Here is a 12757-nt window from a genome sequence, read left to right on the forward strand (position 1 = left end):
CCGTAACACTGCCGCTGGTGCGCTGCTACTTCTTCGCTTTGCGCGGTGCGTAGATATCAACGTAGCTCTGGCCTGAGAGGACATTGATCGCCTTGCGGATTTCGTCGGCGCAGGCACGGAGCGTTTCGGGGTTCGATGGCTGGCCGCCCAGGTGCTCGAAGGTCAGCGGCTTGCCGATCTTGATGCCGACCTTTCCCGGATGAGGCAGGCTCTGGCCGATGGGCTGCACCTTGTCGGTACCGATCATCGCAATCGGTATCACCGGTGCGCCGGTCTCCAAGGCGAGCTTGGCGACACCGAGCTTGGCCCGGTACAACCGGCCATCCGGAGAACGCGTCCCTTCGGGATAGATGCCCAGCACCTGTCCCTGCTCCAGCGCCTTCTTGGCGCTGGCCAGCGAGGCCGCCGATTTCTGCCCGCCCGACCGGTCCATGGGCAGCTGGTTGATGTTGCGGAAGAACCACGCGGTGATCCTGCCTTTGATGCCGGTGCCATTGAAGTACTCGTCCTTGGCCAGGAAGATGACGGTGCGGTCCAACGCAGCGGGGAGGAACACCGAGTCGCACACCGACAAGTGATTCGAAGCCAGGATTGCCGCGCCGGTTTCCGGCACATTGCCGATGCCCTGGATCTTGACGCGGAAGAAAATTCGGATAATTGGCCGGACAGCGAAACGCTTGAGGAAGTCGTACAGCACGGCGGGAAAAGTCCTTCTTCTAGTTAACCAGCTACGCGGGAAGAGAAACCGCGACCTTGCTGGTCGAAGCGCACTCCGCACCATTCAATTGTGCACTACGCTCGGAGGTGTAGGCAGAATTCGGGAGGGTACCATGATGAAAATTGATGAAGGCAATACTCCGCTCAATGAGCCCGTGCGCTCCAACGCAGTGCTCTTGATCCATGGTTTTACCGGCTCCCCCGTCGCCATGCGGCCTTGGGCGGATTCCCTGGAGCTGGCCGGGTTCGACACTGACGTCCCACTTTTGCCAGGCCACGGCACACAGTGGCAGGACATGGTCGGCCGAGGGTACGACCAGTGGATCGGTGCCACCGAAGAAGCGTTCGACGAGCTCGCCAGGACCCACCAGCAGGTATTCGTCGCCGGACTTTCCATGGGTGGCGCGCTGGCTCTGCATCTGGCGACCCGGCGCAACGTGGCTGGTGTGTCGCTGGTCAACCCGGGACTGGTCGTGGACTCCCGCTTGGCGCCCTATACCCGTTGGCTCAAGCATGCCGTGCGCACTGTCGCCCCGATCAGCAATGACATTGCCAAGCGCGGCGTCGATGAAGGGGCCTACCCGCGCACCCCGGTAGCGGCAGTAGCCGAACTCCACGCGCTCTTTGCCCAGACCCGCCGCCGCCTGGAATTGGTCAGCGCCCCGGTGCAGCTCTTCCGGTCCACCGTCGACAACGTGGTCTCGGAGCAATCGGTGCGCGAACTGGTCGGGGGCTTGAACCCGGGCACCTTGGCCGAGCACCATATGCTCCTGCACTCCAAGCATGTGGCCACGCTGGATTACGATGCCGAGCAGATCTTCCATGAATCGGCCCGCTTCTTCGCGCAGCTGGCCGCCAAGGAGCAGAAGCGCAAGGAGGAACGCGCATGAATCCAGATGATGCCCATCCTTCGAACCAGCAAGACCCGCAATGGGATGAGCTGGTCGAGAACTTCCGCCAGCTCGATGCCGCGGCACCACGCGAACCCAGCGCCGAAGAGCGCAAGGCGCAGCTGGAGAAGCTGTTCAACACCGGACCTGCCGCGGTTCGCGGTCCACGCGACTACGAAGTCGACGACACCGGCGAGGAGTTCGTTCCAGAAGCACCCGCCGCACTGGGTTCTGGCGATCCGATGCTGAATCTCGCCTGGGCTGGCGCGGCTGGCGGCCCGCTGGGGTTGCTGCTGTGCGTGCTGTTTTTCCGCTCGGCTCCGGCGTTCATTTATTTCGGTTTGGGAATCATCGCCCTGCTCGGAGTCGCATACTTACTGAAACGTCTTCCCACTGAACGCGATCCGGGAGATGATGGGGCGCAAGTCTAGAAAACGGCTTTGAGCACGAACCACCGTAGGTTACTCTATAGTAATAAACATGTGATGCGGATTACCCGCAATTGCTAATGGGGTCACACGAAGTTTCAGGAGTTGAAGACCAGATGCGCGAATACAGCTCGCCAATTCGCATTCATTCGCCAGAGCAGTCGAACATTACCGATCTGCTGCTGCGCCACGCGAATTCAGCGGCGAACCCGGCCTTGTTCTCCAAGCCGGGAGCCGACGGAACATGGAATGATGTCACTGCCTCGCAGTTCGCTGCCGATGCCCGGGCCATCGCGAAGGGCTTCATCGCCAACGGCATCGAGGCCGGCGACAGGATCGCCCTGATGGCCAAGACCCGATACGAGTGGACACTGGTCGACTTCGCCATCTGGTTCGCCGGTTGCATCACCGTTCCCATCTACGAAACCTCCTCCCCCAGCCAGGTTGCCTGGATCGTTTCGGATTCCGGCGCCAAGGCCGTGGTTGTCGAGGCCGCCGCCCAAGAAGCGGTCGTGCGCCGCGCCGCCCATCAGGAGCAGCTCGATTCCCTGGATCATGTCTGGCAGTTCGACGGCGGGCTGGACCAGCTCTCCGAAGATGGCAAGAACGTCGATGACCAGCTGCTCGAAACCCGCCGGGCAGGCGCATCCCTGGAAGATGTCGCCACAATCATCTACACCTCTGGCACAACTGGCCGCCCCAAGGGCTGCGAGCTGACCCACGGCAACTTCGTGGAACTGGCCGAGAATGCGGTGGCTGCCTTGCCCGGTGCCGTCTACCCGGGCGCATCGACCATCATGTTCCTGCCGCTGGCCCACGTATTCGCCCGTTTCATCTCGGTGGTCAACGTGGCCGCCGGCTGCCGCACCGGGCATACCCCGGATGTCAAGCACCTGCTCGAGGACCTGCAGTCCTTCAAGCCGAATTTCATCCTCGCCGTGCCGCGCGTCTTCGAGAAGGTCTACAACTCGGCCATGCTCAAGGCCGAGGACGGCGGCAAGGCCAAGATCTTCCACGCCGGCGTCAGCGTCGCGGTGGCGTATTCCAAGGCCACGCAGCAGGGCAAGGTTCCGCTGGCGCTGAATCTGAAGCACAAGCTCTTCGACGCCCTGCTCTACAAGAAGCTGCGCACCGCCATGGGCGGCAACATCCGCCATGCCGTCTCCGGAGGCGGCCCGCTGGGCGAACGCCTGGGCCATTTCTTCAACGGGATGGGCGTGACCATTCTGGAAGGCTACGGACTGACCGAAACCACCGCGCCGATTTCGGTCAATACGCTTGACCGCATCAAGATCGGCACCGTCGGCAAGCCGCTGCCGGGCAACGCCGTGCGCATTGCCGCTGACGGCGAGATCCTCGCCAAGGGCATCTGCGTGATGCGCGGCTACCGCAACCGCCCGGAACTCCAGGACGAGACCTTCACCGACGGCTGGTTCCACACCGGGGATATCGGCGAGCTCGACGCCGATGGATTCTTGAAGATCACCGGCCGCAAGAAGGAAATCATCGTGACCGCTGGCGGCAAGAACGTGGTTCCTGCCCTGCTCGAGGACCAGATCCGCGCCGACGCGCTGGTATCCCAATGCGTGGTCATCGGCGAGGGCCGGTCGTTCATTGCGGCCCTGGTGACCCTGGACCAGGAAGCCCTGCCGGGCTGGCTGGCCCGCCACCAGATGGACAAGGACCTGTCGCTGGAGGAGCTGTCGACCCACCCGAAGGTGCTCGAGACCGTGCAGGCGGTAATCGACAAGGCCAATGCCTCGGTCTCCAAGGCAGAGGCAATCAAGTCCTTCCGCATCGTGCCCGCTGACTTCACCGAGGAAACCGGCCATCTGACTCCCTCGATGAAGATCAAGCGTGCGGTAGTGCTCAAGGACTACGAAGCAGTGATCGATCAGATCTACTCGGCTCCCAAGCCCACTGCATAATCCAGGACAGCATGAGCCAACTCCCACGATTCGCGAGCTGAAGCGGCCCAAGGCAACTTGAGGCCGCTTTGCTGTGTCCGGGCATAGTAGCTGCGCGGCAGGACCACGCGGCTGAACGCCGGGGCAGGGTGCTTCTGGTGCTCGTGGCCGAGCACCGCGTAGATCAGGTTCGCGGCAAGCTCCTTGCGGCCGTTGGCCAGCAGCCATTCCACCAGTTCCATCAACCGGTCTTCGGATTCGGCGCTTGTATCCCCCACCGCCACCAGCACGTTCACACCGGTGAATTTGCCTTCCATCACCGATTGCACGCGCTGCGGCCCGGCCGTGGCTACCGTGGCCTGGCACTCCAGCTCGCCGAATTGCTCGGCCAAGTGCTCGGCAATTTCGCAAAATGGCAGATGCGTGTCGAGGGTGAAGACCAGTACCGAGATGGGCAGGATCCTGGATCCCAGCTCGGCAACTTGTTGCTTCAGCTCCTCGGGCGCAGCCCCGGGCTTCGTCTTGTGTGCGCGCATCCCTGCTCCTTCAGCTAGTTGGTTCGCACGATCATTTGCGGCAGAGCGCAGGGGCCCGCAACCGTGGTCGCGAGCCCCTGCGCTCCGGGTACGGCGGGTGCTACTTCGGTTCGATGACCAGCAGCAGATCACCGCCCTGCACCTGGCTGGTGCCGTTCAGGGTTACCTGGCTGACCACGCCGCCGGTGTTGGCGGTGATGCCTGCCTCCATCTTCATGGCTTCGATGGTGGCTACCGACTGGCCGGCCTCGACCAAGTCGCCGACCTTGACGTTGACCGTCACGGCTCCGGCGAATGGTGCGGCGACATGGCCCTTGTCGTTAGGGTCGGCCTTCGGCGCGGACTTCACGGTGGATTCCACCGATTCATCGCGGACCCTGACCTGGCGGGACTGGCCGTTGAGGTTGACCACGACGGTGCGCAGGCCCTTCTCGTCAGCTTCCGACACCGATACCAGCCGGACGAGCAGTCGGACGCCGGTGCCCAGCGAGATGACATGCTCGATGCCTGGAACCAGGCCGTAGAGGTAGTCGCGGGTGTGCAGCACGGACAAATCGCCGTAGTTCTCCACCGACTTCTCGAAGTCGCGGGTTGGGCCTGCGAAGAGCAGCCGGTTCAGGGTGCCGCGGATCGTCTCCGAATCCGACTTCAGCGCCGCCGCGTCTTCCGCCGAGAGGTCCTCGATACGGGCCTTGACGTTGCGTCCCTGCAGCGCCTTCGTGCGGAATGGCTCTGGCCATCCGCCTGGAGGGTTGCCCAGCTCGCCCGAGAGGAACTGGATGACCGAATCCGGGATGTCGTAGTTCTGCGGGTTCGCTTCGAAGTCCGCGGCGGGCACGCCGGAGCCGACCAGCTGCAGGGCCAGGTCGCCGACGACCTTGGATGACGGGGTAACCTTCACCACGTTGCCGAGCATGTCGTTGACCGAAGCGTACATCGACTCGATGGCTTCGAAACGCTCGCCCAGGCCCAGCGCGATGGCCTGCTGGCGCAGGTTCGAAAGCTGGCCGCCAGGAATCTCATGCTGGTAGACACGGCCGGTCGGCGCCGGCAGTCCGGATTCGAATGGCCTGTACATCGCGCGCACTGCTTCCCAGTACGGTTCGAGCGACGCCACGGCATCCAGCGACAGGCCCGGATCGCGTTCGGTGAATTCCAGCGCCGCAACCAGTGCGGACGCCGAAGGCTGCGAGGTGGTGCCCGCCATGGCCGCGCTGGCCACGTCCACGGCGTCGACGCCGGCATCGATGGCAGCCATCAGGGTTGCCAGCTGGCCGCCGGAGGTGTCGTGGGTGTGCAGGTGCACCGGCAGGTCGAAGCGCTCGCGCAGGGCGGTCACCAGCTTGGTGGCAGCGGCCGGGCGCAGCAGGCCTGCCATGTCCTTGATCGCGATGATGTGCGCACCGGCATCGACGATCTGCTGGGCCAGGTCCAGGTAGTAGTCCAGGGTGTACAGCTTCTCGTTGGCATCCAGCAGGTTGCCGGTGTAGCACAGGGCCACTTCGGCGACCGCGGTGCCGGTTTCGCGCACTGCCTTGATGGCCGGGGCCATCTGCGACACATCGTTCAGCGCGTCGAAGATGCGGAAGATGTCGATGCCGGCGGAGGCTGCTTCCTTCACGAATGCGTCGGTTACCTCGGTCGGGTAAGGGGTGTAGCCCACGGTGTTGCGTCCGCGCAGCAGCATCTGCAGCGGGATGTTCGGCAGCTCGGCGCGCAGCAGCTCCAGGCGCTTCCATGGATCCTCGCCCAGGAATCGCAGGGACACATCGTAAGTGGCACCGCCCCAGACCTCCATGGAGAACAGCTGCGGCACGTTGTGCGCGTAGGCCGGAGCGGCGGCGAGCAGGTCGCGGGTACGCACGCGGGTGGCCAGCAGCGACTGGTGCGCGTCGCGGAAGGTGGTATCGGTGATGCCCACCGCCTTCGAGTCGCGCAGCGCCTTGGCAAAGCCCTCGGGGCCCAGCTCCAGCAGCTTCTGGCGCCAGCCATCAACCGGTGCGGCAGACTTCGACGGGCCGTCGAATGGCGAACGCTCCGGCTCGTCGGACTTGTCGCCCGGGAACGCGGGAAGCTTCTTGCGCGGGTCGATGCCCTCGACACGGCTGCCATTGGGCTGGTTCACCGTGACATGGGCCAGGTAGTTCAGCGCCTTGGTGCCGCGGTCCTGGGACTCGTTGCCGGTAAGCAGATCCGGACGGGAATCGATGAAGTTGGTAGCGACATCACCGGCCAGGAACTGCGGGTCGCTGAGCACATTCTGGATGAACGGGATGTTGGTGGCCACGCCGCGCACGCGGAACTCGGCCAGCGCACGGCGGGCGCGGGCCACGGCGGTGGCGTAGTCGCGGCCGCGGCAGGTGAGCTTGACCAGCATCGAGTCGAAGTGCGGCGAGACCTCCGCACCGGTGTAGATCGTGCCGCCATCCAGGCGTACGCCCGAGCCGCCGGCCGAACGGTACACCGTAATGGTTCCGACATCCGGACGGAAGCCGTTGGCCGGATCTTCGGTGGTGATGCGGGACTGCAGTGCCCAGCCACGCACCTGGACTGCGTCCTGGCTGATGCCCAGGTCCTTCAGCGATTCGCCGGAGGCGATGCGCATCTGCGCCTGGACCAGATCGATGTCGGTGACTTCTTCGGTCACCGTGTGCTCCACCTGGATGCGCGGGTTCATTTCGATGAAGACGTGCTGACCGGCGCGCTCGCCCACGGTATCGACGAGGAATTCGACGGTACCGGCGTTCTGGTAGCCCAGGGTTTGGGCAAACTTCACGGCGTCGCGGAACAATGCCTGGCGGATCGACTCGTCCAGGTTCGGTGCCGGAGCGATCTCGACAACCTTCTGGTGGCGGCGCTGCAGCGAGCAGTCGCGCTCATGCAGGTGGACGATGTTGCCTTGCTCGTCGGCGAGGATCTGCACCTCGATGTGGCGCGGACGCAGCACTGCCTGCTCCAGGAAGACGGTTGGGTCGCCGAAGGCGGTGCCGGCTTCGCGCATGGCCGCCCCCATCAGTTCCGGCAGGTCTTCGCGCTTGTCGACGCGGCGCATGCCGCGCCCGCCGCCGCCGGCTACTGCCTTGACGAAGATCGGGAAGCCGATGCGATCGGCCTCGGCGATCAGGTAGTCGACGTCGTCGCTTGGCTCGGAGGATTCCAGTACCGGAATGCCTGCTTCGCGGGCTGCTTTCAGTGCCGCGACTTTGTTGCCGGCCAGTTCAAGCACGTCGGCCTTTGGACCGATGAACTTGATGCCTTCTGCTTCGGCAGCGCGGGCGAGGTCGGGGTTCTCCGAGAGGAATCCGTAGCCCGGGTAAATTGCGTCCGCGCCGGCTTCTTTGGCAACGCGGATAATCTCGTCTATATCCAGGTAGGCTCGGACCGGATGGCCCTCTTCGCCGATCTGGTAGGCCTCTGCGGCCTTCTGGCGGTGGATCGAATTGCGATCTTCATGTGGGTAGACAGCAACGGTCTTTGCGCCCAGCTCGTAGCCGGCACGGAAGGCACGAATTGCAATCTCACCGCGGTTGGCGACCAAGATCTTTTCAAACATAGTGTCCCTACATCGAATCATTACACGCTGGCACAACGGCACCCTCGGGACTGTTTCCGCCAGGTGCTTGCCCGCCATACCAGCGTGTCGGGTCTCGAAAAGCGGCAAGCATTTACCACTTCTGTGAAATACCCTACACGGGGAATCTCCAGAACGTCCAAACATTTCATCCTATGGTCAGACCACATGAAATAATTGGAGCTGTGAAGTTTTAATCACTAACTTGTGCCTAATGGCAAAAACTCACGTTGCGAAGTCGGAGAAACGCCGGTCGGCACACTATGATGATGAGAGACTAAAAATTCGGTGGGACGTTTAAACTAACGAACAGTGAAAGGCGTGGTCTGGTCCGTGCACGTAGTGAGCATCAGCAGCCTCAAGGGTGGCGTAGGAAAAACCTCCGTGACACTCGGATTGGCTTCAGCAGCACTTGCCGCCGGCATTCCGACTCTCGTCATTGACCTGGATCCCCATGCGGATGCCAGCACTGGCCTCGGAGTCCGGGCTAACGGAAAGCAGCCAATTGGGCAGATGCTCAAGAACGCTCGCCGTGCCCGCCTGCAGGATCAGGTTGTCGCCAGCGCCTGGCAGTCCAAGGCAGCAGAGAAGAAATCCCGCACCCGCATTCCAGTGCTCGACGTTGCTGTTGGCGACGCCTTCACCGGAATCTACGATCGCCCTGATCTGCGCACCCGCGACCTGCGCCGCCTCTCCCAGCTCCTGAGCCGCACCAGCGGTTACCAGCTGGTGCTCATCGACTGCCCGCCATCGCTCAACGGCCTGACCCGCATGGCATGGAGCGCATCGGATCAGCTCCTGCTGGTCGCAGAACCCAGCCTGTTCTCCGTCGCCGGCACCGAGCGCACCCAGCGCGCATTGGAACTGTTCCGCCGCGAGTTCGCTCCCTCCTTGGGACCGGTACACGTCGTCGCCAACCGGGTCCGCAAGGATTCTGCAGAGCACACCTTCCGCTTGGGCGAAATGCGCCAGATGTTCGGCGATTCCATGGTCAAGCCCGAAATTCCCGAGCACCCGGAGTGGCAGCAGATCCAGGGCGCCGCGTATTCGGTGCACCAGTGGCCTTCGAAAGCCACCGCCCCGATGCTGGCCCAGTTCGACGCCTTGCTCAAGGAAGTCATGTCTGCCGCAGGCCCGAACAACACCTAGGATCTCCGGACGATATCTGGAGAAATTGGAACTTAAACTACTGGCCGGATCTTCCACGAAGGAAGATCCGGCCAGTAGTTTAAGTATTGGTTTCCAGTCCCGAGCTTAGCCGACGTTGCGAGCGGCCTTGGCGGCACGACGGGCAGCCAGCTCGTCTTCAGGCAGGGTCTGCTGCGCAGAGCTCTCAGATGGCAGCTGGGCCAGCGATCCTTCGACCTCGCGCCAGACACGGCCCACGGCGATGCCGAACACGCCTTGGCCCTTCTGGACGAGGTCGATGACCTCATCGGCGCTCGTGCATTCGTAGACCGAAGCGCCATCGCTCATCAGGGTGATCTGGGCAAGATCCTCGACACCGCGTTCACGCAGATGCAAAACAGCCGAACGGATCTGCTGCAGTGATACTCCGGTGTCCAGCAACCGCTTGACGACCTTGAGCACGAGGATGTCCCGGAAGGAGTAGAGCCGGTGGCTGCCAGAGCCCTTGGCTCCGCGCACTGCTGGCTCCACCAAGCCGGTACGTGCCCAGTAGTCGAGCTGGCGGTAGGTGATGCCTGCCGCCTTGCACACAATCGGACCACGGTAGCCTGCATGCTCGTCCAGCTCAGGCAGGTCATCGGTGAAGAGCAATCCTTGGGTACTGGATTGCTTGGTGCCACCATCGACCCCATAGTGAGGTCCAGTCTGGCGAGACTCCATCCAATTGCTCCTTGCGTGTCAGCACGTTCCTAAACGAGTATCCAGGGACCGAATAAGAACCGCGCAGATGCGAGTGATGACTATCAAAATACAGCTCTATTTAAATGTCCCTATGAAAAGACGGTACGGCGATAATGCCTAATGGTCAAAGACCTTCAAGCTTAACTTTAAGGCGTGTCGCGCGAGCTTCGGGAATTACCCAATTCAAGGCCTGTATTCCGCTGAAACCAAACGTCCGATTTCTATGAGGAGAAATCTTCTGGATCAATGTTGTCCAAGAATTCCCGGAATTCCCGCATTTGCTCTTCGGGCGCTTCTTCGCCGTCTGACTCGTTTTCGATCGCCACTCCTGCTTCCTCCAGGACATCCTCGGCGCACATGATGGGGCACTGCGCGCGCACGGCCAGCGCCACCGCATCAGAGGAACGCGAATCCACGCGTTTGCCGTTGGAGAGGACGAGTTCGGCGACGAATACGGCGTTGTGCACCGAGACGATTTCGATCCGTTCAAGTTTCACGCCCATGCTTTCAATGACGCTGATCAACAGGTCGTGAGTCATCGGACGCGGCGGTGTGAGCCCTTGCTCGGACATGGCAATGGCCGAAGCCTCGGGCGCGCCAATCCACAGCGGCAGGTAGAGATTCCGCTCTGGATACTTGAGCAGCAGCAGCGGCTGATTCGCCGGCAGTTGAATACGGATCCCGGCAAACTCCAGTTCCAGCATACTAGCCCCTTAGAGTTCTGGTTTCCTGTTGGAATTCAGCCTAGCGATCTAGTTGGGAAATAGCACGTTGCATTAGGGCTTCGTGAATTTCCAGGCACTGGCGGGAGATTTCCTGGGCCTCTTCCGCGGCACGGGCGCGGGCGGAAACTTCCGGCTTTTTCAGTTCGTTGCCGACAATCGATTCGATCAGCGAGAACTCGCGATCGGCCGCGGTGCGGAACTGCCGCAGATGGCGGGGCTCGACGCCATGACCGGCCAGCTGTACCGCCGACTTGGTGACCTTGATGCTGCTGGCGTCGAACAGGCCAGCCAACGGTTCGATCAAGCCATACTTGATCAATTCGCCGATGAGATCCTCGCTGGCACCGGTCAGCCCCTGCAGCTCAGCCATGGAGACCGAACGGGCCTTTCGCTCCACGGCCTCGGCCATGTCGTTGTTGACTGCCTTGGGGGCCACCGGGGCTCCCCCAGGCAATGCCGCCGGTGCTTCACCGCGGTCCACCGAGTCAAGGTGGTCCTTGATGACCTTCAAAGGCAGGTACTGGTCGCGTTGCACGGACAGGATGAAACGCAAGCGGCTCACGTCCGACGCGGAGTACTTCCGGTATCCGGCTGAGGTGCGTTGCGGGATGATCAAACCCTTGTCTTCCAGGAAACGGATCTTGGAAGCGGTGACGCGCGGGAATTCATCCTTGAGTTCCGAGAGCACTTCGCCGATATTCAGCGCGGCCTGCCGGACGGTCTCGTGGCGTGGTGCCTCGAGTCGTGGGCTGCGGGCTGCGTCAAAGATCGGCAAAGGGTCTACACCTCGGATGTATGGATATGTCGGCGTGCTAGACGCCGGCGGACAAAACCTCGAACTCTACCAGTTTAAAGGTTGGGAACGCTTTGGTAGAAATTCAGGCGGAATTTGCCAATCTGAACTTGCACGCCGGTGCTCAAAGGGATTTCATCGATGCGGTCGCCGTTGATGTAGGTGCCGTTGAGCGATCCGATGTCGCTGAGGGTGAAGCGCTCGCCAGTACGGGAGAACTTGGCGTGACGACGCGAAACGGTTACGTCATCCAGGAAGATATCGGCGTTCGGATGCCGGCCTGCGATGCTCTCGTCGGTGTCCAGCAGGAAACGTGCGCCCTTATTCGGTCCTGAATGGGCGATAAGCAGCGCAGAACCAGCTGGAAGGGCGTTAACTGCGTTTTTCTCATCTTCACTCAGGGTGTAGATGACCGAAGGTTCAGCACCCTTGTGCGCCCCAGGAAGAGCGATATTGGTCGTCTCAGAGGCAGACTCGTTGTGCGGGTCAACCGGCCGATGTTCCGACATTGTGGGGTCCTCCAGAAAATTCTGCTTACAGTTCGTGCGTGACGACCTTGTGTTCTACGTTGGCACAGTCAGTATTACCAAACTATTTACAGATTAGCCTACTCACTGCCCAAGTGATAACAGAAAGTACATATTTTCCGATGCGCAGGATGGCCAGTGTGGCATGATGCCATTAGAGAAGAAGATGCACTGGGATCGCCAACACTTCGATCTTTTCGCACAGATGAAATCGATGCAAGGCCATATCAGGAACTTTCAGGTGAATCATGACGAAAATACTGCTCAAGCGGGCATACGCAACGCCCAGCGCCGAGGACGGGTACAGGATTCTGGTTGACAGGCTCTGGCCCCGCGGGCAAAGCAAGGCGGTACTCCAGCTCGATCACTGGGCCAAGGGCATTGCGCCGAGCACCGAGCTGCGCAAGGGCTGGGATCATGACCCCGCCCGCTTTGATGAATTCGCGCAGCACTACCGTACCGAACTGAACCAGAATCCCGCGGTCGACGATTTCCTGGAATTACTCTCCCAGCATCCAGTGGTCACCTTCGTCTACGGAGCGAAGGATGAGCAGGCTAATCACGCGGTGGTGTTGCGTGACTATCTGCTGGATCAGCTGTCTGCTCCGTAGGAGGCACGAAGCACACGCCGTCGGCGCACACCATGTCCGAAGCGACAACCTGCTGAAGATCGAAGCTGAATTCCCCGCCCACCGTGGCACCTTTCGTCCAATAGCCCTGTCCTAGTGGTACAACCGCGCCAGCCCAGCAAATATTCCGGACTTGAAGCTGCGACCGACTCCAGCAAGATGCCG

12 protein-coding genes are annotated in these 12757 nt (G+C 61.7%); 5 read left to right on the forward strand and 7 right to left on the reverse strand.

Annotated features, from left to right (window positions below):
* Positions 1 to 25: 25 nt before the first annotated feature.
* Positions 26 to 697: a lysophospholipid acyltransferase family protein gene (locus ANI01nite_RS13630; RefSeq protein ID WP_066137548.1), complete on the reverse strand. Its 672-nt coding sequence runs from the start codon at positions 695 to 697 to the stop codon at positions 26 to 28.
* A 133-nt stretch (positions 698 to 830) separates the two neighbouring features.
* Here ANI01nite_RS13630 and ANI01nite_RS13635 point away from each other — a divergent pair, with 133 nt between their 5' ends.
* The 3 genes from ANI01nite_RS13635 to ANI01nite_RS13645 all read left to right on the forward strand — a co-directional run bounded on the left by ANI01nite_RS13635 (position 831) and on the right by ANI01nite_RS13645 (position 3963).
* The gene (locus ANI01nite_RS13635; protein ID WP_158024700.1) at positions 831 to 1607 is read left to right on the forward strand and encodes an alpha/beta hydrolase; all 777 of its coding nucleotides are present in this window, start codon (positions 831 to 833) and stop codon (positions 1605 to 1607) included.
* The gene (locus ANI01nite_RS13640; RefSeq protein WP_052253602.1) at positions 1604 to 2038 is read left to right on the forward strand and encodes a hypothetical protein; all 435 of its coding nucleotides are present in this window, start codon (positions 1604 to 1606) and stop codon (positions 2036 to 2038) included. The genes ANI01nite_RS13635 and ANI01nite_RS13640 overlap by 4 nt, the downstream gene beginning before the upstream one ends.
* Before the next feature lie 113 nt (positions 2039 to 2151).
* Complete coding sequence (locus tag ANI01nite_RS13645; protein WP_121866514.1) at positions 2152 to 3963, forward strand: AMP-dependent synthetase/ligase; 1812 nt, start codon at positions 2152 to 2154, stop codon at positions 3961 to 3963.
* Here ANI01nite_RS13645 and ANI01nite_RS13650 read toward each other — a convergent pair.
* Positions 3936 to 4478, reverse strand: coding sequence for a hypothetical protein (locus tag ANI01nite_RS13650; protein WP_141358599.1), 543 nt, complete (start codon positions 4476 to 4478; stop codon positions 3936 to 3938). The two genes, ANI01nite_RS13645 and ANI01nite_RS13650, sit on opposite strands and share 28 nt — an antisense overlap.
* Positions 4479 to 4578: 100 nt before the next feature.
* Positions 4579 to 8031, reverse strand: a complete 3453-nt coding sequence (locus tag ANI01nite_RS13655) for a pyruvate carboxylase (RefSeq protein ID WP_073707674.1) — start codon at positions 8029 to 8031, stop codon at positions 4579 to 4581.
* Between the two features lie 351 nt (positions 8032 to 8382).
* Here ANI01nite_RS13655 and ANI01nite_RS13660 point away from each other — a divergent pair, with 351 nt between their 5' ends.
* Entirely contained in the window at positions 8383 to 9198 is an 816-nt protein-coding gene (locus tag ANI01nite_RS13660; RefSeq protein WP_038990475.1) for a ParA family protein, read from the forward strand.
* A gap of 105 nt (positions 9199 to 9303) precedes the next feature.
* On the opposite strand, the gene ANI01nite_RS13665 is transcribed toward ANI01nite_RS13660, so the two are convergent.
* From ANI01nite_RS13665 to ANI01nite_RS13680, 4 genes are all read right to left on the reverse strand, one after another.
* A complete protein-coding gene (locus ANI01nite_RS13665; RefSeq protein WP_038990350.1) occupies positions 9304 to 9897 on the reverse strand; it encodes a MerR family transcriptional regulator in 594 nt (197 codons plus the stop codon).
* Between the two features lie 242 nt (positions 9898 to 10139).
* Complete coding sequence (locus ANI01nite_RS13670) at positions 10140 to 10622, reverse strand: bifunctional nuclease family protein (RefSeq protein ID WP_038990348.1); 483 nt, start codon at positions 10620 to 10622, stop codon at positions 10140 to 10142.
* 40 nt (positions 10623 to 10662) lie between these two features.
* On the reverse strand, positions 10663 to 11418 hold the full coding sequence (ftsR, locus tag ANI01nite_RS13675) for a transcriptional regulator FtsR (protein WP_255314542.1): 756 nt from the start codon (positions 11416 to 11418) through the stop codon (positions 10663 to 10665).
* A gap of 74 nt (positions 11419 to 11492) precedes the next feature.
* Positions 11493 to 11945 carry an FHA domain-containing protein gene (locus tag ANI01nite_RS13680; protein WP_038990347.1) on the reverse strand — a complete coding sequence of 151 codons (453 nt, stop codon included), beginning with the start codon at positions 11943 to 11945 and terminating at the stop codon, positions 11493 to 11495.
* A gap of 266 nt (positions 11946 to 12211) precedes the next feature.
* On the opposite strand from ANI01nite_RS13680, the gene ANI01nite_RS13685 reads away from it, so the two are divergent.
* Complete coding sequence (locus ANI01nite_RS13685) at positions 12212 to 12574, forward strand: DUF488 domain-containing protein (protein ID WP_073707675.1); 363 nt, start codon at positions 12212 to 12214, stop codon at positions 12572 to 12574.
* The last annotated feature ends 183 nt before the right edge of the window (positions 12575 to 12757 follow it).

The sequence above is a fragment of the Glutamicibacter nicotianae genome, from assembly GCF_006539525.1.
GTDB classification, from domain to species: domain Bacteria; phylum Actinomycetota; class Actinomycetes; order Actinomycetales; family Micrococcaceae; genus Glutamicibacter; species Glutamicibacter nicotianae.